The organism is Pseudomonas sp. BF-B-15, assembly GCF_019946675.1.
Classification (GTDB): domain Bacteria; phylum Pseudomonadota; class Gammaproteobacteria; order Pseudomonadales; family Pseudomonadaceae; genus Aquipseudomonas; species Aquipseudomonas migulae.
The window spans coordinates 24,087-45,082 of sequence record NZ_JAGYFZ010000032.1; the positions used below are offsets into that span (position 1 = coordinate 24,087).

At 59.1% G+C, this 20,996-nt stretch carries 18 protein-coding genes; 4 read left to right on the forward strand and 14 right to left on the reverse strand.

What is annotated here, in order from left to right:
• Positions 1–367: 367 nt before the first annotated feature.
• The 9 genes from KGA97_RS12845 to KGA97_RS12885 all read right to left on the reverse strand — a co-directional run bounded on the left by KGA97_RS12845 (position 368) and on the right by KGA97_RS12885 (position 9,833).
• The gene (locus KGA97_RS12845; RefSeq protein WP_008041242.1) at positions 368–1,129 is read right to left on the reverse strand and encodes a secretin N-terminal domain-containing protein; all 762 of its coding nucleotides are present in this window, start codon (positions 1,127–1,129) and stop codon (positions 368–370) included.
• Between the two features lie 322 nt (positions 1,130–1,451).
• Positions 1,452–1,877, reverse strand: a complete 426-nt coding sequence (locus KGA97_RS12850) for a GNAT family N-acetyltransferase (protein ID WP_017339601.1) — start codon at positions 1,875–1,877, stop codon at positions 1,452–1,454.
• Positions 1,870–3,039, reverse strand: coding sequence for a cupin domain-containing protein (locus KGA97_RS12855; RefSeq protein WP_192227332.1), 1,170 nt, complete (start codon positions 3,037–3,039; stop codon positions 1,870–1,872). Before KGA97_RS12855 ends, KGA97_RS12850 begins: the two co-directional genes overlap by 8 nt.
• Before the next feature lie 86 nt (positions 3,040–3,125).
• On the reverse strand, positions 3,126–4,496 hold the full coding sequence (gene purB / locus KGA97_RS12860; RefSeq protein WP_223480881.1) for an adenylosuccinate lyase: 1,371 nt from the start codon (positions 4,494–4,496) through the stop codon (positions 3,126–3,128).
• Positions 4,497–4,623: 127 nt separating this feature from the next.
• The gene (hflD, locus tag KGA97_RS12865; protein ID WP_008032717.1) at positions 4,624–5,247 is read right to left on the reverse strand and encodes a high frequency lysogenization protein HflD; all 624 of its coding nucleotides are present in this window, start codon (positions 5,245–5,247) and stop codon (positions 4,624–4,626) included.
• Complete coding sequence (gene mnmA / locus KGA97_RS12870) at positions 5,244–6,389, reverse strand: tRNA 2-thiouridine(34) synthase MnmA (protein WP_008041236.1); 1,146 nt, start codon at positions 6,387–6,389, stop codon at positions 5,244–5,246. The genes hflD and mnmA overlap by 4 nt, the downstream gene beginning before the upstream one ends.
• Before the next feature lie 59 nt (positions 6,390–6,448).
• Complete coding sequence (locus KGA97_RS12875; RefSeq protein WP_008032714.1) at positions 6,449–6,895, reverse strand: NUDIX hydrolase; 447 nt, start codon at positions 6,893–6,895, stop codon at positions 6,449–6,451.
• 216 nt (positions 6,896–7,111) lie between these two features.
• Positions 7,112–9,337, reverse strand: a complete 2,226-nt coding sequence (locus tag KGA97_RS12880) for an NADP-dependent isocitrate dehydrogenase (RefSeq protein ID WP_192419121.1) — start codon at positions 9,335–9,337, stop codon at positions 7,112–7,114.
• Between the two features lie 268 nt (positions 9,338–9,605).
• The gene (locus KGA97_RS12885; protein ID WP_032829130.1) at positions 9,606–9,833 is read right to left on the reverse strand and encodes a hypothetical protein; all 228 of its coding nucleotides are present in this window, start codon (positions 9,831–9,833) and stop codon (positions 9,606–9,608) included.
• Between KGA97_RS12885 and icd the strand changes: the two genes are divergently transcribed.
• A complete protein-coding gene (icd, locus tag KGA97_RS12890) occupies positions 9,832–11,088 on the forward strand; it encodes an NADP-dependent isocitrate dehydrogenase (RefSeq protein WP_008033986.1) in 1,257 nt (418 codons plus the stop codon). The genes KGA97_RS12885 and icd overlap by 2 nt on opposite strands.
• Positions 11,089–11,149: 61 nt before the next feature.
• Here the strand turns inward: icd and KGA97_RS12895 are convergent, their stop codons facing one another.
• Positions 11,150–11,431, reverse strand: a complete 282-nt coding sequence (locus tag KGA97_RS12895) for a cold shock domain-containing protein (protein WP_223480882.1) — start codon at positions 11,429–11,431, stop codon at positions 11,150–11,152.
• A gap of 225 nt (positions 11,432–11,656) precedes the next feature.
• Here KGA97_RS12895 and clpS point away from each other — a divergent pair, with 225 nt between their 5' ends.
• Positions 11,657–12,019 (forward strand): ATP-dependent Clp protease adapter ClpS, encoded by a 363-nt coding sequence (gene clpS, locus KGA97_RS12900; RefSeq protein WP_015094394.1) that lies wholly within the window; start codon positions 11,657–11,659, stop codon positions 12,017–12,019.
• A 30-nt stretch (positions 12,020–12,049) separates the two neighbouring features.
• A complete protein-coding gene (clpA, locus tag KGA97_RS12905; RefSeq protein ID WP_008033994.1) occupies positions 12,050–14,320 on the forward strand; it encodes an ATP-dependent Clp protease ATP-binding subunit ClpA in 2,271 nt (756 codons plus the stop codon).
• A 1,169-nt stretch (positions 14,321–15,489) separates the two neighbouring features.
• Here clpA and infA read toward each other — a convergent pair.
• The 4 genes from infA to trxB all read right to left on the reverse strand — a co-directional run bounded on the left by infA (position 15,490) and on the right by trxB (position 18,277).
• Positions 15,490–15,708 carry a translation initiation factor IF-1 gene (infA, locus tag KGA97_RS12910; RefSeq protein WP_002553999.1) on the reverse strand — a complete coding sequence of 73 codons (219 nt, stop codon included), beginning with the start codon at positions 15,706–15,708 and terminating at the stop codon, positions 15,490–15,492.
• A 100-nt stretch (positions 15,709–15,808) separates the two neighbouring features.
• Positions 15,809–16,516, reverse strand: a complete 708-nt coding sequence (locus KGA97_RS12915; protein WP_008029519.1) for an arginyltransferase — start codon at positions 16,514–16,516, stop codon at positions 15,809–15,811.
• 56 nt (positions 16,517–16,572) lie between these two features.
• Complete coding sequence (gene aat / locus KGA97_RS12920) at positions 16,573–17,253, reverse strand: leucyl/phenylalanyl-tRNA--protein transferase (RefSeq protein WP_223480883.1); 681 nt, start codon at positions 17,251–17,253, stop codon at positions 16,573–16,575.
• Between the two features lie 64 nt (positions 17,254–17,317).
• The gene (gene trxB / locus KGA97_RS12925; RefSeq protein ID WP_223480884.1) at positions 17,318–18,277 is read right to left on the reverse strand and encodes a thioredoxin-disulfide reductase; all 960 of its coding nucleotides are present in this window, start codon (positions 18,275–18,277) and stop codon (positions 17,318–17,320) included.
• 295 nt (positions 18,278–18,572) lie between these two features.
• On the opposite strand from trxB, the gene KGA97_RS12930 reads away from it, so the two are divergent.
• Positions 18,573–20,981 carry a DNA translocase FtsK gene (locus KGA97_RS12930; protein WP_032832837.1) on the forward strand — a complete coding sequence of 803 codons (2,409 nt, stop codon included), beginning with the start codon at positions 18,573–18,575 and terminating at the stop codon, positions 20,979–20,981.
• Positions 20,982–20,996: the final 15 nt, after the last annotated feature.

Below are 20,996 nucleotides of genomic sequence, written 5' to 3' on the forward strand. Positions count from 1 at the left end.
GACGGGATGAACGATGGGCTCGAGGGGAAGTGAGCAGGTAAGGGCGGACTGGCGAGCGCATTCGGGCGTCGTGGGCCTTTATACGAACTTCAGTGTGATGCCGGGTTACCTAAATACGCTTCCGTCCCTCGGGACAACTTCGTTCCAGTCGGCAACCTCGTCAAACACACCTTGTGGGCGGTACAGACACGAAACGGCTCGCGGGGTAGGTGCGAGCATCGCCTCGAAGGCCCTTGCCAGGGCCCCTGATTAGCGGGAGCGAGGCCATCATGCCTTCGCTTTTTTGGCTCGTCAAACGTTTTGTAGTGCTTTTTTTATGGCACTACATCTTTGGTCTAATACGACTAATCAGTCAGTTTTTGGTGGTTTAGTCCAAAGTATCGACTTTCACCCGCAGGGTCATGTCATCCCGGCCCTGAGTCGAGTAGCTGCGGGTCATGCCCTGTTTGTCGGCCTGAGTCTGGTGATTCACACCGGCGAGGGTGATCCATTCGCCGAGGCGGCCGGTGACGGTTGTGTCGGTGCTTTGCACGTTCACTACATCGGGACGTTCCTGGCTCATGCGGTCACGGTTGGTACTGATCGACAGGTGAACGATGTCGCCGGTGACGCTGGCGGTGACATAGAAACCCTGGGTGACGTTGCGGTATTCGGTCTGGCTGCGGGGATCGCCATACGAATCGATCTGCGTGCTGGTCAGCGGCACGCTCTGGCCGACCTGGATCAGCGCCGGTGTGCCTTCGCTGGCCTGGACTTGCTGAATGCCGCCGTCACGGCTTTCGGTGCTGCGATTGATGATTCGGGTCTGGCTGGGTTTGGCGCCGTTCACCGAATAACCCTGATCGCCCTGGAAGTTGTTTTCGTTGGTGTCGACGGTGATCAGCAGGCGCTTGGGCTGAGTGTCGAGTTGGGCGATAAGCGCTTTAAGTTCGTCGATCTTGCGCTGATCGGCATTGACGATCAGTTGGTTGCCGTAGGCGCTGACCTGGCCGTCCTTGCCGATAAAATCCTGCGCCATTGGCAGCATGTCGGCGCTGGTGTGGTAGTTCAACGGCACGATCTCGGTGGCTGCCATGACCGAAAAACTGCAGGTCAGCAGCAGCGTGGTGAGCAGGGTGCGTAGGGACATATCCGTTATCTCCGGCCTTGAAGTTTGTTTGTAGGAGCCAGCTTGCTGGCGATGGTCGTCAACGATGACGCTGGAAGCCTGATACCCCGCGGCGCTCTCACGACCATCGCGAGCAGGCTCGCTCCTACAGGTCTTGAGTTTGCCAGTTTGTCGGCCCGGCGTGGGGCAAGTTGAATCGTAGACAGCAAAACGCCCCGGCATCCGAAAATGGCGGGGCGTTTTGTGGTGTGCTTTCGGGCCTCTTCGCGGGCAAGCCTCGCTCCTACAGGTTCGGTGTGATTCTGTAGGAGCGAAGCTTGCTCGCGAAGGCCGCGCCACGGTTTTAAGCCGAGTGCCGCACCATGTCCACATGCGGAATCCCGGCTTCCAGGAATTCCTCACTGACCAGGCTGAAGCCCAGGCGCTCATAGAACGCCGTCGCCTGTACCTGCGCGCTCAGCATCTGCTGCTTCAGCCCGCGCTTCTCGGCTTCACCGATCACCGCTTGCATCAGCGCATCGCCAACCTTCAAGCCGCGCCAGTCTTTCAGCACCGAAACCCGGCCAACATGCCCATCGGGCAGCAGGCGTGCGGTGCCAATCGGAAAGTCACCTTCGAAGGCCAGGAAATGCACCGCTGTCGCGTCATCTGCATCCCATTCCAGCTCGGGCGGAACGGATTGCTCGGCGATGAACACCGTCTCACGAATGCGCCGGATCTCGGCGTTATCCTTTTGCCAGTCTGCGACACGTACGTGAATTTTATTCATCGGCAAACCCCAGGCTTCCTTGCTTGATCAGTTCGCAAATCAAGCCGCGACCGTCTTCGTCGCTCAGCCATTCGCCGAGGTTGTCGATGTGCAGCGCATCGGCGGCACAGATCAACTTCAGCAGATCGCGCAGTTTGCCCGGCAGATAACGGCTCTGACCGCTGGCGAACAGCAGCAGGTCGTCATCGACTTCGGACCAGGCCATACGGGCGCTCGGGTTGCGGATCAGCACGGCACCTTGCTCCAGGCTGGCAAGCAGGTCGTCTTCTTCGATTTCTTCAGGGCCGACCACCAGTTCCGGGTAGCGCGGTTCGGTCATGAACTGGCCGAACCAGGTCAGCAGCAGGCGTTCGTCGCTCATGTGCTCGGCCAGCAGGGCTTTCAGGCGATCGAGGGCGTCGTGCTGGATCTGATGTGGATCAACCGCAGGCAGGGCGTCGGCGTCGGTGTAACGCTCTTCGTCAGTCAGGAACTGGCTGAGGAAGTCGGTGAAGTGGGTCAGCACTTCAGCGGCGCTCGGTGCGCGGAAGCCTACGGAGTAGGTCAGGCAGTCATCGACGGCCACACCGCAGTGGGCCAGGCGTGGCGGCAGGTAGAGCATGTCGCCCGGTTCCAGGACCCACTCATCGGTGGCTTCGAAATCAGCCAGGATGCGCAGGTCTGCGTGTTGCAGCATCGGGCTTTCGGAGTTGCACATCTGGCCGATTTTCCAGTTGCGCTTGCCGTGGCCTTGCAGCAGGAACACGTCGTAGTTGTCGAAGTGCGGACCGACGCTGCCACCCGGCGCAGCGAAGCTGATCATCACGTCGTCGATGCGCCAGCTCGGCAGGAAGCGGAACTGTTCCAGCAGTTCGCTGACTTCCGGCACGAACTGGTCAACTGCTTGTACCAGCAGGGTCCATTCGGTTTCCGGCAGCTTGCTGAATTCGTCTTCGGCGAACGGGCCGCGGCGCAATTCCCAAGGGCGCTCGCCGTGCTCGATGATCAGGCGCGATTCAACTTCTTCTTCCAGCGCCAGGCCAGCCAGTTCGTCGGCGTCGATCGGGCTTTCGAAATCAGGGATCGCCTGACGGATCAGCAGGGGTTTTTTCTGCCAGTAGTCACGCAGGAATTCGCGCGCCGTGATGCCGCCCAGAAGTTGAAGAGGAATGTCAGGATTCATGTGTAACCTATTGAAAAAAAGCACTTTTCAGACGGGAATAAAAACGCCCGGCGCTGCCGGGCGTCTCAAACGGGTAAAGCGGTCGATCAGATGCGCTTGGCTTGCTTTACAGCGTTGCCGATGTAGTTCGCCGGGGTGAGCAGTTTCAGCTCGGCCTTGGCGGCGGCAGGCATGTCCAGCCCGTCGATGAAAGTTTGCAGCGCTTCAGGGCTGATGCCCTTGCCACGGGTCAACTCTTTCAGCTTCTCGTACGGGTTTTCGATGTTGTAGCGGCGCATCACGGTCTGGATCGGCTCGGCCAGGACTTCCCAGCAAGCATCGAGGTCAGCAGCGATTTTCTGAGCGTTGAGCTCCAGTTTGCTGATGCCTTTGAGGCTGGCTTCGTACGCGATCACGCTGTGGGCGAAGCCGACACCGAGGTTGCGCAGTACGGTGGAGTCGGTCAGGTCGCGCTGCCAGCGGGAGATCGGCAGTTTGCTCGCCAGGTGCTGGAACAGTGCGTTGGCGATGCCCAGGTTGCCTTCGGAGTTTTCGAAGTCGATCGGGTTGACCTTGTGCGGCATGGTCGACGAACCGATTTCGCCAGCGATGGTGCGCTGTTTGAAATAACCCAGGGAGATGTAGCCCCAGATGTCGCGGTCGAAGTCGATCAGGATGGTGTTGAAGCGTGCGATCGCGTCGAACAGCTCGGCGATGTAGTCGTGCGGTTCGATCTGCGTGGTGTACGGGTTGAAGCCCAGGCCCAGCTCGTCTTCGATGAAGGCGCGGGCGTTGGCTTCCCAGTCGATCTCAGGGTAGGCCGACAGGTGAGCGTTGTAGTTGCCGACAGCGCCGTTGATCTTGCCCAGCAGCGGAACGGCAGCGACTTGAGCGATCTGACGCTCCAGACGGTAAACCACGTTTGCCAGTTCTTTGCCCAGGGTGGTCGGCGAGGCCGGTTGACCGTGGGTGCGCGACAGCATCGGCACGTCAGCGAAACGGATGGCCAGTTCGCGGATGGCTTCGGCAGTCTGACGCATCAGCGGCAGCATGACGTCATCACGGCCTTCGCGCAGCATCAGGGCGTGGGACAGGTTGTTGATGTCCTCGCTGGTGCAGGCAAAGTGGATGAATTCGCTGACAGCTGCCAGCTCCGGCAGCTTGGCCGCTTGCTCTTTGAGCAGGTATTCGATGGCTTTGACGTCGTGGTTGGTGGTGCGCTCGATCTCTTTGACACGCTCGGCGTGCTCCAGAGAGAAGTTTTCCGCCAGGGTGTTCAGCACAGCGTTGGCTTCGGCGGAGAACGCCGGCACTTCGCTGATGGCAGGGTGAGCGGCGAGGCGCTGGAGCCAACGCACTTCAACCAGCACGCGAGCACGGATCAGGCCGTATTCGCTGAAAATTGGGCGCAGGGCCTGGGTTTTGCCGGCGTAGCGGCCGTCAACAGGGGAAACCGCAGTGAGCGAAGAAAGCTGCATGGGGTGTTCTCGGACAGTCGGGCAACGAAATGGGGCGCGTATCATACATGAAAAAATCCGCCGGTCCGTTGCCAACTGACCAGCGTATTACGCGTTACTGACTACAAAACGGTGTTGCGGGCGCGGTTCAGCTGCTGCGCATCAGCGGGTAAAGCTCTTTCAGCAATTTGCGGCGGCTGACGACCAACTGCCAGCGATGACCGCCCAACTGCCGCCACAGGCGTGCCGAACGAATCCCGGCCAGCAACAGCGCGCGGATCTTCGAAGCGTTGCTCGGCTGCTGCAGGTTGCGCATGTCGCCGTGAACCTGAATCCGTTGGCGCAAGGTGCTCAGGGTGTCCTGGTACAGCGCGCCGCAAGCGGCGATCACATTTTCGTGCGCCGGGCCGAAGTGTTCGACCTGGGATTGAATCTGCGGCAGGCGTTTGCCGATCACCTCGAGCATGTCGCCGCGCTTGGCCAGTTGCCGCTCCAGCCCGAGCATTGCCAGGGCGTAGCGCAGCGGTTCGCGCTGCAGGGTGCTCGGGTCACGTTCAAGGGCGCCGATCAGTGCGCGATAACCTTCGCGCAGATTGATGTCGTCGCCGCCGTAGACTTCCAGCGTGTCCTTGGGGTCGCGAATCAGCAGGCTGCCAAGCATGCACGTCAGGCCGGCTTCGCTGGTCTGGCCGGTCTTGGCGATCTTGTCGACAAGGACGGCGGCGAGAAACACGCCGCCCAGCGCCGTCAGTTGCTCCTGAGTGGGGCTCATTGCTGCTCGCCTTGAAGGGTGCCTTTGCTGGTCCACGGTTCCGCCACTTCAATCACGCCGCCGCCGAGGCAGATTTCGCCGTCGTAGAACACCACGGACTGACCTGGAGTGACCGCGCGTTGCGGCTCATCGAAGGTCGCGCGGTAGCCGGTGGCGGTTTTCTCCAGCGTGCACGACTGGTCGCTCTGGCGATAACGCACTTTGGCGGTCAGCTTGCGCGGCTCGCTCAGGTCGATCGGGTTGACCCAATAGATGTCGGAGGCGAGCAGGGCGCGGGAGAACAGGTAAGGGTGGTCATTGCCCTGGCCCACGATCAGTTCGTTGTGCTCCAGGTCTTTGATCAGCACGTACCACGGTTCGTCGCTGGCGTCTTTCAAGCCGCCGATGCCCAGGCCCTGGCGCTGGCCGATGGTGTGGTACATCAAGCCGTGGTGGCGGCCAATGACTTCACCTTCGGTGGTTTTGATTTCGCCTGGCTGCGCCGGCAGGTACTGCTTGAGGAAGTCGCTGAAGCGGCGTTCGCCGATAAAGCAGATCCCGGTGGAATCCTTTTTCTTAGCGGTGGCGAGTTCGTATTTCTCGGCAATCGCCCGCACCTGCGGTTTTTCCAGCTCGCCGACCGGGAACAGGGTCTTGGCGATCTGTTCGCCGCCGACGGCGTGCAGGAAGTAGCTCTGGTCCTTGTTCGGGTCCAGGCCCTTGAGCAGTTCGGTGCGGCCGTCGATGTCGCGGCGGCGCACGTAGTGGCCGGTTGCGATCAGGTCGGCGCCGAGCACCATGGCGTAGTCGAGGAACGCCTTGAACTTGATTTCGCGGTTGCACAGGATGTCCGGGTTCGGCGTGCGACCGGCCTTGTATTCGGCCAGGAAGTGCTCGAAGACGTTGTCCCAGTACTCGGCGGCGAAGTTGGCGGTGTGCAGCTTGATGCCAATTTTGTCGCACACGGCCTGGGCGTCCGCCAGGTCGTCCATGGCGGTGCAGTATTCCGTTCCATCGTCTTCTTCCCAGTTCTTCATGAACAGGCCTTCCACCTCATAACCCTGCTCGATCAGCAGGAGGGCGGAAACGGAAGAGTCCACGCCGCCGGACATGCCGACAATGACGCGCTTCTTTTGTGTGTCAGAAGGGGCTGGATCACGCATAGGGATTCAATGAGTGTCTTGAAAAAGGACGCGATTCTAGCAGGCCGCAGCCCACAAGGCTAAAGAGAAGGGCGGATCAGTTCGAGGCCGAAGTGTTTACCGTCCAGATAATCATCGATACAACGGATGATCAGCTCACTGCGCCAGTTTGCGCGTTGTGCCAGCAGTTCGTCACGCGTCAGCCATTTTGCGCCGACGATGCCGTCATCCAGTTGATAGTCGGGGTGATGCTTGAGCGCTTTTGCAATGAAGCAGACTCGCTGATACGTCACGCCGTTGCTGGGCGCGGTGTAGAGGTAAATGCCCACCACGCCGGTCGCCTCGACGTCCCAGCCGGTTTCTTCAAGGGTTTCGCGTACGGCGGCTTCGGTCAGGGTTTCGTTCGGGTCGAGGTGGCCGGCGGGCTGGTTGAGCACCGTCCGTCCGTGCTTGGTTTCTTCGACCATCAGGAAGCGACCATTGTCTTCGACGATGGTGGCGACGGTGATGTGGGGTTTCCAGTCCATGAAGCTTCCTCGGTTTCTAATATTGGAATAAAGAACAGTGTGGGAGCGAGCCTGCTCGCGATTACGGTGGGTCAGTCGGCATCAATGTTGATGATATACCGCTATCGCGAGCAGGCTCGCTCCCACAGGGTTTTAGATTCGGCAGGTAGAATTGTGCAGGTGCCGAAAGCACAAACCCCGGCACATGGCCGGGGTTTGTGATGTTCCCTTACAACCTTAAACCAGTGCAGCGATAGCCGCGTTGAAGGTTGCGCTCGGGCGCATGGCCTTGCTGATCAGCTCGGCATTGGCGTGGTAGTAACCGCCGATGTCCACTGGCTTGCCCTGAACGGCGTTGAGCTCGGCAACGATGGTCGCCTCGTTCTCGGTCAGGGTTTTTGCCAGTTCGCCGAACTGCGCTTGCAGAGCAGCGTCTTCAGTCTGGGCGGCCAGGGCCTGAGCCCAGTACAGCGCCAGGTAGAAGTGGCTGCCGCGGTTGTCGATGTTGCCGACTTTACGCGATGGCGACTTGTTGTTGTCCAGGAACTGGCCGGTGGCCTGGTCCAGGGTCTTGGCCAGAACCAGCGCCTTAGGGTTGTTGTAAGTAACGCCCAGGTGCTCAAGGGAAGCGGCCAGTGCGAGGAACTCGCCCAGGGAATCCCAGCGCAGGAAGTTCTCTTCCAGCAGCTGCTGAACGTGCTTCGGTGCCGAACCGCCGGCGCCGGTTTCGAACAGACCGCCGCCGTTCATCAGCGGAACGATCGACAGCATCTTGGCGCTGGTGCCCAGTTCCATGATCGGGAACAGGTCGGTCAGGTAGTCGCGCAGTACGTTGCCGGTCACCGAGATGGTGTCCTTGCCTTCGCGGGTGCGGCCCAGGGTGAAGGCCATCGCGTCGACTGGCGACATGATGCGGATGTCCAGGCCGGAGGTGTCGTGATCCTTCAGGTAAGCCTGAACTTTCTCGATCACTACGCCATCGTGAGCGCGCATTGGGTCCAGCCAGAAGATCGCCGGGGTGCTGCTTGCGCGAGCACGGTTGACGGCCAGTTTGACCCAGTCCTGGATCGGCGCGTCTTTGGTCTGGCACATGCGGAAGATGTCGCCGGCTTCAACCGACTGCTCCAGCAGCAAGGCGCCTTTGCTGTCCGTCACGCGGACAACGCCGTTGGTCTTGATCTGGAAAGTCTTGTCGTGCGAGCCGTACTCTTCGGCTTTTTTCGCCATCAGGCCAACGTTTGGCACGCTGCCCATGGTGGTCGGATCGAAAGCGCCATGCAGCTTGCAGTCTTCGATAACGGCCTGGTAGATGGTGGCGTAGCAGCGATCCGGGATCACAGCCTTGGTGTCGTGCAGCTGACCGTCAGTGCCCCACATTTTGCCGGAGTCACGGATCATCGCCGGCATCGAGGCGTCGACGATGACGTCGCTCGGCACGTGCAGGTTGGTGATGCCTTTGTCGGAGTTGACCATGGCCAGCGAAGGACGAACGGCGTAGACCGCCTGGATGTCCGCTTCGATCTGCGCTTGTTGCTCGGCAGGCAAAGCCTTGATGCGAGCGTACAGGTCGCCGATGCCGTTGTTCAGGTTGAAGCCGATCTGTGCCAGCACGTCAGCGTGCTTGGCCAGTGCGTCTTTATAGAACTCGGCAACGATCTGGCCGAACATGATCGGGTCGGAGACCTTCATCATGGTGGCTTTCAGGTGAACCGACAGCAGCACGCCCTTGGCTTTGGCGTCTTCGATCTCGGCAGCGATGAAGCTGCGCAGAGCGTTTTTGCTCATGACCGCGCAATCGAGGATCTCACCGGCTTGCACGGTGGTCTTTTCTTTCAGGACGGTGGTGGTGCCGTCTTGAGCGATCAGTTCGATTTTGACGGCGTCAGCGGCGTCGATCAGGGCAGCTTTTTCGCTGCCGTAGAAATCGCCGGTGCTCATGTGCGCGACGTGGGACTTGGAGTCCGCAGCCCAGGCGCCCATTTTGTGCGGGTGCTTGCGAGCGTAGTTCTTGACCGACAGCGGGGCACGACGATCGGAGTTGCCTTCGCGCAGAACCGGGTTCACGGCGCTGCCCTTGATCTTGTCGTAACGCGACTTGGCTTCTTTGTCGGCGTCGCTGGTCACGGTTTCCGGGTAGTCCGGCAGTGCGAAGCCCTGGGCTTGCAGCTCTTTGATCGCGGCCTGCAGTTGCGGAACCGAAGCACTGATGTTCGGCAGCTTGATGATGTTGGCTTCTGGCGTAACGGCCAGGTCGCCCAGTTCGGCGAGGTGGTCGGCTACGGCTTTGTCACCCAATTGCTCGGGGAAGCTGGCCAGGATGCGCCCTGCAAGAGAGATATCGCGGGTTTCAACGGCGATATCAGCCGAAGCGGTGAACGCTTCTACGATAGGCAACAGTGAATAGGTGGCGAGGGCTGGGGCTTCGTCGGTGAAGGTATAGATGATCTTCGAGCGGGTGGGCATATTCGGATTAACTCTCTCTTCTTTGCTAAAGCGTGCGCAGAAACTCGAGGGGCGCCGGGTAAGCGCGTTCGTTCAAAGTCATCCATGAGCCGAATGTCGAGATTTGTGCGCGGTGATGTTGGGTGCATCAGTCGAGCGTCAAGCGGGTGGACTGCGGTAACAGTCCTGCTTTTTCGGGTCCAAAGTCTCGTGCTAGAGAGGTCGGCCGTCGTGACTCTGTGGTCAGCGGGCGGCATTATACATAGGTAGCTGGCAATCTGCCGATGGTTCATACGTAACGATTGTCGTCCATTGGTCTAAAGGTCGCAGGGGAGTGCAGGGCGTAGAGTCGTTGGCCGTGCTTGAGTTTGGCGCTTTTCCCTTTGCTTTCAGGCTTGTAGAACACGAACTGCGCAGCTTTGCAGTCGATGGGCAGAACATAGGGTTTGCGCGCCGATTTAACTGGGGTACGCTCGGACGAAGCCAGATGTTCAATCCAAACAATGGAGTTCAGCATGGGATACAAGAAGATTCAGGTTCCAGCAGTCGGCGACAAAATCACCGTCAACGCGGACCATTCTCTCAATGTTCCTAACAACCCGATCATCCCCTTCATCGAAGGCGATGGTATTGGCGTTGATATCAGCCCGGTCATGATCAAGGTTGTCGATGCTGCTGTTAAGAAGGCTTACGGCGGCGAGCGCAAAATTTCCTGGATGGAAGTCTACGCCGGGGAGAAAGCGACTCAGGTTTACGATCAGGACACCTGGCTGCCTCAGGAAACCCTGGACGCAGTCAAGGATTACGTGGTTTCCATCAAGGGCCCTCTGACCACGCCGGTCGGCGGCGGCATTCGTTCCCTGAACGTGGCCCTGCGTCAGCAACTCGACCTGTACGTTTGCCTGCGCCCGGTGCGCTGGTTCGAAGGCGTGCCTAGCCCGGTCAAGAAGCCAGGCGACGTCGACATGACCATCTTCCGTGAAAACTCGGAAGACATTTATGCCGGTATCGAGTGGAAGGCCGGTTCGCCGGAAGCGACCAAGGTCATCAAGTTCCTCAAAGAAGAAATGGGCGTCACCAAGATCCGTTTCGACGAAAACTGCGGTATCGGCGTCAAGCCGGTGTCCCTGCAAGGCACCAAGCGTCTGGCGCGCAAGGCCCTGCAGTACGTGGTCGACAACGACCGCGACTCGCTGACCATCGTGCACAAAGGCAACATCATGAAGTTCACCGAAGGTGCCTTCAAGGAATGGGCCTACGAAGTGGCGGCTGAAGAGTTCGGCGCGACCCTGCTCGATGGCGGTCCGTGGATGCAGTTCAAGAACCCGAAAACCGGCAAGAACGTCATCGTCAAGGATGCCATCGCCGACGCCATGCTCCAGCAGATCCTGCTGCGCCCGGCCGAATACGATGTGATCGCGACCCTGAACCTGAACGGCGACTACCTCTCCGACGCCCTGGCGGCGGAAGTGGGCGGTATCGGTATCGCACCGGGTGCCAACCTGTCCGACACCATCGCCATGTTCGAAGCGACCCACGGTACTGCGCCGAAGTACGCCGGCAAGGACCAGGTCAACCCGGGTTCGCTGATTCTTTCCGCCGAGATGATGCTGCGTCACCTGGGCTGGACCGAAGCGGCCGACCTGATCATCAAGGGCACTAACGGCGCGATTTCCGCGAAGACCGTGACCTATGACTTCGAACGTCTGATGGACGGCGCGAAGCTGGTGTCGTCTTCCGGGTTTGGCGATGCACTGATTTCGCACATGTAAGCGAATCGGAACAAAAAAACCGCCTTCGGGCGGTTTTTTTATGACTGGGGGATGGCTTGCGTCAGTTCGACACTGTTTCTTTGTGGGGGGCGGGTGTGGGCAGTTCGTTAGAGGCTGGCGCCGCCGTAATCTTCACGGCGTGCAGGCCTTTAGGGCCTTGGACGATCTCGAATTTCACGAGCTGCCCGGCCTTGAGAGTTTTGTACCCGTCCATTTCAATGGATGAATAGTGGGCGAAGAAATCAATAAAGCAACCATCCTCGTGGCGACCTTCACTGGTGTCGGTATTGATGAAACCGAACCCTTTGGCATTGTTGAACCATTTCACCTTACCGACAGCCATGCTCATATCCCTCTGCAACAGACTCCATCACTGGAGTATCATCCAGTACATCCGCAGTCGAATCCTGTAAATAAGATTGACTCCGCGGACCTTTTTTACCCACTGTGGGCTCTATTGGTTGTAACACCGTTTTGCCGATAGTCAAGGTGACCCGGCAGTCGGTATTGAAATCGTTCATAACCGTCCCCACTACTGTATTCGCACAACTGACGAACCTTTCTTTCCATGCATGCAATCAGCCAGATTCGACTAACATTCAATCAGGATCGCCCTGATTTACACGACGACGATTCCGCAGGCATTGCTGTTCAGGAGGCCAAGCCTGCTTTACAGGCGCCGCCGATGTACAAGGTGGTTTTGTTTAATGATGACTACACACCGATGGATTTCGTCGTCGAAGTGCTCGAGGTGTTTTTTAACCTGAATCGCGAGCTGGCGACCAAGGTCATGCTGGCCGTCCACACAGAAGGACGGGCAGTATGTGGAGTGTTTACCCGCGACATTGCCGAGACCAAGGCCATGCAGGTCAACCAGTACGCCAGGGAAAGCCAGCATCCGCTACTCTGTGAAATCGAGAAGGACGGTTAATCGCCGACCACTTGGGTATGAGGTGAAGCTATGTTAAACCGCGAGCTCGAAGTCACCCTCAATCTTGCCTTCAAGGAGGCCCGTTCGAAGCGTCATGAGTTCATGACCGTCGAACATCTTCTGCTGGCCTTATTGGACAATGAGGCTGCCGCCACCGTTTTGCGTGCCTGCGGCGCCAACCTCGACAAACTCAAGCATGATCTGCAGGAGTTCATCGACTCCACCACGCCGTTGATCCCTATTCATGATGAGGATCGCGAGACCCAACCTACCCTGGGCTTCCAGCGTGTTCTGCAGCGTGCTGTTTTCCACGTACAGAGCTCGGGCAAACGCGAAGTGACTGGCGCCAACGTGCTGGTTGCGATCTTCAGTGAGCAAGAAAGTCAGGCAGTGTTCCTGCTGAAACAGCAGAGCGTTGCACGCATTGATGTCGTCAACTACATCGCACACGGCATTTCCAAAGTGCCGGGGCATGGCGATCACTCTGAAGGTGAGCAAGATATGCAGGACGACGAGGGCGGTGAGTCTTCTTCTTCAGGCAATCCTCTGGATGCTTATGCCAGTAACCTCAACGAACTCGCGCGCCAGGGTCGAATCGATCCGTTGGTAGGTCGTGAGCTCGAAGTCGAGCGTGTCGCGCAGATCCTCGCGCGTCGACGCAAAAACAACCCGCTGCTGGTGGGCGAGGCGGGCGTGGGTAAAACCGCGATTGCAGAAGGCCTGGCCAAGCGTATTGTCGACAATCAGGTGCCGGACCTGCTGGCCAACAGCGTGGTGTATTCCCTCGACTTGGGCGCCTTGCTGGCCGGGACCAAATACCGCGGCGATTTCGAGAAACGCTTCAAGGCGTTGCTCAATGAGCTGAAAAAACGTCCGCAGGCGATCCTGTTCATCGACGAAATTCACACCATCATCGGTGCGGGTGCCGCGTCCGGTGGCGTCATGGATGCCTCGAACCTGCTCAAGCCGCTGCTGTCGTCCGGTGACATCCGTTGCATCGGTTCGACCACCTTCCAGGAATTTCGCGGCATCTTCGAGAAGGACCGTGCCCTGGCGCGACGCTTCCAGAAAGTCGATGTATCGGAACCGTCGGTGGAAGACACCATCGGCATCCTGCGTGGCCTGAAAGGGCGTTTCGAGCTCCATCACAATATCGAATACAGTGATGAAGCCCTGCGCGCCGCTGCCGAACTGGCCTCGCGTTACATCAATGACCGGCACATGCCGGACAAGGCCATCGACGTGATCGACGAGGCGGGCGCCTACCAGCGTCTGCAGCCGATCGAGAAACGCGTGAAACGCATCGAAGTGCCTCAGGTCGAGGACATCGTCGCGAAAATCGCGCGGATTCCGCCAAAACACGTCACCAGCTCCGACAAAGAGCTGCTGCGTAACCTTGAGCGTGACCTGAAGCTGACGGTGTTTGGTCAGGATGCCGCAATCGACTCGCTGTCGACTGCGATCAAACTGTCCCGTGCCGGCCTCAAGTCGCCTGACAAGCCTGTCGGTTCGTTCCTGTTCGCAGGCCCGACCGGTGTCGGTAAAACCGAAGCGGCGCGTCAGTTGGCCAAGGCGTTGGGTATCGAGCTGGTTCGTTTCGACATGTCCGAGTACATGGAGCGCCACACCGTATCGCGTCTGATCGGTGCACCTCCTGGCTACGTCGGGTTTGATCAGGGCGGTCTGCTGACCGAAGCCATCACCAAGCAGCCTCACTGCGTGCTGTTGCTCGATGAAATCGAGAAGGCGCATCCGGAAGTCTTCAACTTGCTGTTGCAAGTCATGGACCACGGTACGCTGACCGATAACAACGGGCGCAAGGCGGACTTCCGTAACGTGATCGTCATCATGACGACCAACGCCGGTGCCGAAACCGCCGCGCGTGCTTCGATCGGTTTCACCCATCAGGACCACTCGTCCGATGCGATGGAAGTGATCAAGAAGAGCTTCACGCCGGAGTTCCGCAACCGTCTGGACACCATTATCCAGTTTGGTCGCCTCAGTCATGAGGTCATCAAAAGCGTGGTGGACAAGTTCCTTACCGAGCTTCAGGCGCAGCTGGAAGACAAGCGCGTGCAGCTGGAAGTGACCGACGCGGCGCGCAGCTGGCTGGCGGCAGGTGGCTACGACTCGGCAATGGGCGCTCGGCCGATGGCGCGTTTGATCCAGGACAAGATCAAGCGTCCGCTGGCGGAAGAGATTCTCTTTGGCGAGCTGGCTGACCATGGTGGCGTGGTGCATATCGATCTGAAGGACGGCGAGCTAACCTTCGAGTTTGAAACCACGGCTGAAATGGCCTGACGGTTGTTGATCTGTTGTAAAGCGAAAGGCGCCTTCGGGCGCCTTTTTTGTTGTCTGCTTGGTTTGGGTGCAGATCCGTTTTTTCGGTAACGGCGGCTATTGGTTTCGCCCTTACGGCGAGTCACTTGGAAGAGCCCCAAGTAACCAAGGGCTCTTGCCCCTTTCGTTCGGTGCCTCGCTGTGGCTCGGCATGCCCTCGCTCCGGTCCTGCTCCGTGGGCCCGCCGCCATCGGCCATCCATGGCCGGGGGCGGCTAACCCGGCCTCCATGCCGGGTTGCCCACTGCGCAGAACCTGCGCTCGGCCTCTCGAGGGGGCGCTCAGATCAAAAGCGGAAGGCGAGCTAACGCTCGGCCTGATGAGTGGTGAAAATCAAAAGCAAACTCGATTCCCTGTAGGAGCCGGCTTGCCGGCGAAAAGCGTTTGGACAACGCGTTCATTCAGACAGCCTGCGTTATCGTTGGCGTCCATCGCCAGCAAGCTGGCTCCTACAATTTTGAATCGTGTGAACCCAATCCCTTGTAGGAGCCGGCTTGCCGGCGAAAAGCGTTTGGGCGACGCGTTCATTCAGACAGCCCGCGTTATCGTTGGCGTCCATCGCCAGCAAGCTGGCTCCTACAATTTTGAGTCGTGTGAACCCAATCCCTTGTAGGAGCCGGCTTGCTGGCGATAGCGGTGGGTCAGTCGCGCATTTATCGCCTGAAAGGACGCCATCGCCAGCAAGCCGGCTCCTACAGGGGATTGGTGTACATGTTCGGAATGAGTGAGCGCAGCAGTGAAGGACAACGCGGACAACTGCAGAGCCAGGTCGGCTTTCAGGCCGCCTCGGCGGCTGTGGCGGTAGTCGCCCCCTCGAGAGGCCGAGTGGAGGTTCTGCGCAGTGGGCAACCCGGCATGGATGCCGGGTTAGCCGCCCCCGGCCATGGATGGCCGATGGCGGCGTGCCCACGGAGCAGGACCGGAGCGAGGGTATGGCGAGCCTTAGCGAGCCACCGAACGAAAGGGGCAAGAGCGCTTGGTTACTTGGCGCTTCTCCAAGTGACCCGCTGTAAAAGCGGAACCAATATCAGCCATCACCAAAAAAATGGATATACACACCACACCACACCACACCAAATCGCAGACAAACAAAAACGCCCGGCAAAAGCCGGGCGTCTTGTATTGACTTGATTAGCGAGCGCGGTAAGTGATGCGCCCTTTGCTCAAGTCATAGGGCGTCAGCTCGACGCGCACTTTGTCACCGGTAAGAATACGAATGTAGTTCTTGCGCATCTTGCCGGAGATATGCGCGGTTACGACGTGCCCATTTTCCAACTCCACGCGAAACATGGTGTTGGGCAGGGTGTCGACGACAGTGCCTTCCATTTCGAAGCTGTCTTCTTTCGACATGCAGTAAAGCCCTCGGTGTCCAATGAATGGCCCGGTGCAACTGCGCCAGGCAAAAGCGGCGTGCATTGTGCCCGAAAAATGGGGTTTAAGCCAAGGGGTTCTAGTTCAGGATGACCCAGCGCTGATTAATCAACAGTTCGATTGGGCGATATTGGGTCTTGTAGCTCATTTTTTTGCAGTTCTTGATCCAGTATCCGAGGTAGACCGCTTCAAGCCCCAGGCGCTGGGCCTCGGCGATTTGCCAGAGAATCGCATAGCGCCCCAGGCTGCGGCGTTCTTCAGAGGGTTCGTAGAAGGTGTAGACCGCCGACAGACCGTTCGGCAGCAAGTCAGTGACCGCCACCGCCAACAGCTGGCCCTCCAGGCGAAATTCGTAGAAACGCGAAAATGGCAGGTCACGCACCAGGAAGGTCGAGAACTGGTCACGACTCGGCGGGTACATGTCGCCATCGGCATGGCGCTGTTCGATGTAGCGCTGATACAGGTCGAAGTACTCTTCGCTGAACTTCGGCTTGGTCGGGCGCACCTGCACGTCGGCATTGCGCTTGAAAATGCGTTTCTGCTGACGATTCGGCGAAAATTGCGCTACCGGAATGCGCGCAGGCACGCACGCATTGCAATTCTGGCAATGTGGCCGATAAAGATGATCGCCGCTGCGACGAAAACCCATTTCAGACAGGTCTGCATAGACATGCACATCCATGGGCTGGCTAGGGTCGAGGAACAGCGTTGTGGCCTGCTCCTCGGGCAGATAACTGCAAGAGTGGGGCTGAGTGGCATAAAACTTCAAACGCGCCAACTCGGTCATGATCAACCCTCGGTATAAGCTTTGAATTAAGTGTAAGCCACGCGCGCGAAAGTCGCTCAGCAAACCCAGGTGGCACGGCTGGGTTGGTCCAGATGCTGCGCAAGATAGCGGGCAAACTCGCGACGAGGAATGGCGCGGGCGCCCAGGCTGTGCAAATGATCGGTGGGCATCTGGCAGTCGATCAGCACGAAACCCGAGTCTTTCAGATGTTTGACCAGGGTGGCAAAGCCGAATTTGGAGGCGTTGTCGGCGCGGCTGAACATGGATTCGCCGAAAAACAACTGCCCCATCGCCAGGCCATAGAGCCCGCCGACCAGTTCCCCCTGATCCCAGACCTCCACCGAATGCGCGTAGCCCCGCTGGTGCAGCGCGAGGTAGGCGTTCTGCATCGCTTCGGTGATCCAGGTCCCGTCGGCATAATCGCGCGGTGCAGCGCACGCGTGAATGACCGCGGCAAAATCCTGATCAAAGGTCACTTGATAGCGTTGCTGACGCAGCAGCTTGCTGAGGCTGCGCGAGACGTGCAGTTCGTCGGGAAACAGCACGGTACGCGGATCCGGCGACCACCAGAGAATCGGCTGGCCTTCCGAAAACCACGGAAAGCAGCCATGGCGATAGGCCTGAATCAGACGATCGGCGGACAGATCGCCGCCCGCAGCCAGCAATCCGTTGGGATCGCGCATGGCTTTTTCCAGCGGCGGGAAGGTCAGAGTGTTGCGTTGTAACCAAGTCAGCATGGCATCCGGGCTTACAGAAGGGGAGGGCAGTGGTGGGCGGTTGGGCCCACCGTGAAGTTTGCCGTCAAACGGCCGGAATGTCGTCGAGGTATTTCTCGGCGTCGAGTGCGGCCATGCAGCCGGCGCCGGCGGAGGTGACGGCCTGGCGATAAACGTGGTCGGCTACATCACCGGCGGCGAACACGCCGGGGATCTCGGTGGCGGTGGCATCGCCTTCGCTGCCGCCTCTGATCAGCAGATAACCGTCACGCATTTTCAGCTGGCCTTCGAACAGCCCGGTATTGGGCTTGTGGCCAATGGCGATGAACACGCCGGCCACCGACAGCTCGCTGGTTTCGCCGCTGTGGCTTTCGCGCAGGCGGGCGCCGGTTACGCCGCTGGCATCGCCCAGCACTTCATCGAGATTCTGGTTCCAGTGCAAACGGATATTACCGTTGGCGGCCTTTTCGAAGAGTTTGTCCTGAAGGATTTTCTCCGAGCGCAACTTGTCGCGTCGGTGGATCAAGTGGACTTCCTTGGCGATGTTGGACAAATACAACGCTTCTTCAACAGCGGTATTGCCGCCACCGACTACGGCGACCACCTGATTGCGGTAGAAGAAGCCGTCGCACGTTGCGCAGGCCGAAACCCCTCTGCCGGCGAAGGTCTCTTCCGAGGGCAGGCCCAAGTACTGCGCCGAAGCGCCGGTGGCGATAATCAGTGCGTCGCACGTATAAGTGCCGCCGTCGCCGATAAGTTCGAACGGGCGCTGTTGCAACTTGGCTGTGTGGATGTGGTCGTAAACGATCTCTGTGTCAAAGCGCTCGGCGTGTTTTTGCATGCGTTCCATCAGTACCGGGCCGGTCAGGCCTTCGACGTCACCGGGCCAGTTGTCGACTTCGACGGTGGTGGTGAGCTGGCCACCTGCCTGTATGCCGGTAATGACCACAGGTTTGAGGTTGGCGCGGGCGGCATAAACCGCTGCGCTGTAACCGGCAGGGCCGGAACCCAGAATGATCAGGCGGCAATGCTTGGATTCGCTCATAAAACACCTCATAAGCCTTTGTCACGAAAGAGAATGCGTGCTCAAATTGAATCGCAATCGGTGCGCCGTTAGCTATGCTGATCCATGGCCTGCCAGCATGGCATCGTACGAACAAACCCGTACAATGCGTGCCGGTCACTTGAATATTCAGTGCGCCCCGTGTTTATAAAAACCGGAGTGCAGTGTTAAAAGTAGTCCCAGTTGCGCCGGTTAACTTTTTTACCTGCCTGGATTGGGCAGTTTTTTATAGTCATTCAACAGATGGACGCGCCATAGGCGCAGGAAAAGAAGCGTTTTGAAGAAATCCACCGCAGCACCTAAACCAGCCGTTGTTCCGCTCTGGCGCCAGCATTTGCACTACCGGCTCAAGGAAGGTGCATTGATCGCCATCGGCGGCCTGTGCCTGTTCCTGATGATGGCCTTGTTGACTTACGGCAAGGACGATCCGGGCTGGAGCCATAACAGCAAGATCGACGATGTTCAGAACTTTGGCGGACCGGTCGGCTCCTACAGTGCCGACATCCTGTTCATGGTGCTGGGTTACTTCGCCTACATTTTCCCGCTGTTGCTGGCGGTCAAGACCTACCAGATCTTCCGTCAACGCCACGAGCCGTGGCAGTGGAGCGGCTGGCTGTTTTCCTGGCGCCTGATCGGCCTGGTGTTCCTGGTGCTGTCGGGCGCGGCCCTGGCCCACATCCATTTCCATGCACCGACCGGTCTGCCGGCCGGCGCGGGCGGCGCGTTGGGCGAAAGCCTTGGCGATCTGGCCCGCAATGCGCTGAATATCCAGGGCAGCACCTTGCTGTTCATCGCGTTGTTCCTGTTCGGCCTGACGGTGTTCACCGACCTGTCGTGGTTCAAGGTGATGGACGTTACCGGCAAGATCACCCTCGACCTGTTCGAAGTGTTCCAGGGCGCGGCCAACCGCTGGTGGGCCGCCCGTGTCGAGCGCAAGCAGCTGGTTGCGCAGTTGCGTGAAGTCGATGATCGCGTGCATGACGTGGTCGCGCCGACCGTTACCGACAAGCGCGAGCAAGCCAAGGTCAAGGAACGCCTGATCGAGCGTGAGCAAGCCCTGAGCAAACACATGTCGGACCGCGAGAAGCAGGTCCCGCCGGTGATTGCCCCCGCGCCGCCGAAACCCGCCGCGCCAAGCCAGCGCGTGGAAAAAGAGAAACAGGCGCCGCTGTTCGTCGACAGCGCCGTCGAAGGCACCTTGCCGCCGATCTCGATTCTCGATCCTGCGGAAAAGAAACAACTCAACTATTCGCCTGAATCTCTGGCGGCTGTCGGCCACCTGCTGGAAATCAAGCTCAAGGAATTCGGCGTCGAAGTCTCGGTGGATTCGATCCACCCGGGCCCGGTGATTACCCGTTACGAAATCCAGCCCGCCGCCGGGGTCAAGGTCAGCCGCATCGCCAACCTGGCGAAAGACCTGGCGCGTTCCCTGGCCGTGACCAGCGTGCGGGTGGTGGAAGTGATTCCGGGCAAGACCACCGTCGGTATCGAGATTCCCAACGAAGACCGGCAGATCGTGCGCTTCTCCGAAGTGCTGTCGACGCCTGAGTACGACAACTTCAAATCCCCGGTCACCCTGGCCCTCGGTCATGACATCGGCGGCAAGCCGGTCATCACCGACCTCGCGAAAATGCCGCACTTGCTGGTGGCCGGTACTACCGGTTCCGGTAAGTCGGTGGGTGTGAACGCGATGATTCTGTCGATCCTGTTCAAGTCCGGCCCGGAAGACGCCAAGCTGATCATGATCGACCCGAAAATGCTTGAGTTGTCGATCTACGAAGGCATTCCGCACCTGCTGTGCCCGGTTGTGACCGACATGAAAGACGCGGCCAACGCCCTGCGCTGGAGCGTGGCGGAGATGGAGCGTCGCTACAAACTGATGGCGAAGATGGGCGTGCGAAACCTGTCCGGCTTCAACGCCAAGGTCAAGGAAGCCCAGGACGCCGGCACGCCGCTGAGCGATCCACTGTACAAGCGCGAAAGCATTCACGACGAAGCGCCGCTGCTGACCAAGCTGCCGACCATTGTCGTGGTGGTCGACGAATTCGCCGACATGATGATGATCGTCGGCAAGAAGGTTGAAGAGCTGATCGCCCGTATCGCCCAGAAGGCCCGTGCCGCCGGTATCCACTTGATCCTTGCGACCCAGCGTCCGTCGGTTGACGTGATCACCGGTCTGATCAAGGCGAACATCCCGACACGCATGGCGTTCCAGGTGTCGAGCAAGATCGACTCGCGGACCATCATCGACCAGGGTGGCGCCGAGCAGCTACTGGGCCACGGTGACATGCTCTACATGCCTCCGGGCACCAGCCTGCCGATTCGTGTGCATGGCGCGTTCGTGTCCGATGACGAGGTTCATCGGGTGGTGGAAGCCTGGAAACTGCGCGGTGCGCCTGAATACAACGATGACATCCTCGCCGGTGTTGAAGAGGCCGGTAGCGGCTTTGAGAATGGCGGTGGCGGCGGTGATGACGATGCTGAAACCGATGCGCTGTACGACGAAGCGGTGCAGTTCGTACTGGAAAGCCGTCGCGCGTCCATCTCTGCGGTTCAGCGCAAGCTGAAAATCGGCTACAACCGCGCCGCACGCATGATCGAAGCCATGGAAATGGCCGGGGTCGTGACGTCCATGAACACCAACGGTTCGCGTGAAGTCCTGGCGCCTGGCCCGGTGCGCGACTGATTTGATTTGCAAGGA

Coding starts and splice junctions, on each gene's coding strand:
- infA (WP_002553999.1), bottom strand. CDS start 15,708: ATGTCGAAAGAAGACAGCTTCGAAATGGAAGGCACTGTCGTCGACACC.
- KGA97_RS12915 (WP_008029519.1), bottom strand. CDS start 16,516: ATGACCGAGTTGGCGCGTTTGAAGTTTTATGCCACTCAGCCCCACTCT.
- KGA97_RS12850 (WP_017339601.1), bottom strand. CDS start 1,877: ATGAATAAAATTCACGTACGTGTCGCAGACTGGCAAAAGGATAACGCC.
- clpA (WP_008033994.1), top strand. CDS start 12,050: ATGTTAAACCGCGAGCTCGAAGTCACCCTCAATCTTGCCTTCAAGGAG.
- hflD (WP_008032717.1), bottom strand. CDS start 5,247: ATGAGCCCCACTCAGGAGCAACTGACGGCGCTGGGCGGCGTGTTTCTC.
- KGA97_RS12885 (WP_032829130.1), bottom strand. CDS start 9,833: ATGCTGAACTCCATTGTTTGGATTGAACATCTGGCTTCGTCCGAGCGT.
- trxB (WP_223480884.1), bottom strand. CDS start 18,277: ATGAGCGAATCCAAGCATTGCCGCCTGATCATTCTGGGTTCCGGCCCT.
- icd (WP_008033986.1), top strand. CDS start 9,832: ATGGGATACAAGAAGATTCAGGTTCCAGCAGTCGGCGACAAAATCACC.
- clpS (WP_015094394.1), top strand. CDS start 11,657: ATGCATGCAATCAGCCAGATTCGACTAACATTCAATCAGGATCGCCCT.
- purB (WP_223480881.1), bottom strand. CDS start 4,496: ATGCAGCTTTCTTCGCTCACTGCGGTTTCCCCTGTTGACGGCCGCTAC.
- KGA97_RS12895 (WP_223480882.1), bottom strand. CDS start 11,431: ATGGCTGTCGGTAAGGTGAAATGGTTCAACAATGCCAAAGGGTTCGGT.
- KGA97_RS12845 (WP_008041242.1), bottom strand. CDS start 1,129: ATGTCCCTACGCACCCTGCTCACCACGCTGCTGCTGACCTGCAGTTTT.
- mnmA (WP_008041236.1), bottom strand. CDS start 6,389: ATGCGTGATCCAGCCCCTTCTGACACACAAAAGAAGCGCGTCATTGTC.
- KGA97_RS12880 (WP_192419121.1), bottom strand. CDS start 9,337: ATGCCCACCCGCTCGAAGATCATCTATACCTTCACCGACGAAGCCCCA.
- aat (WP_223480883.1), bottom strand. CDS start 17,253: ATGCTGACTTGGTTACAACGCAACACTCTGACCTTCCCGCCGCTGGAA.
- KGA97_RS12855 (WP_192227332.1), bottom strand. CDS start 3,039: ATGAATCCTGACATTCCTCTTCAACTTCTGGGCGGCATCACGGCGCGC.
- KGA97_RS12875 (WP_008032714.1), bottom strand. CDS start 6,895: ATGGACTGGAAACCCCACATCACCGTCGCCACCATCGTCGAAGACAAT.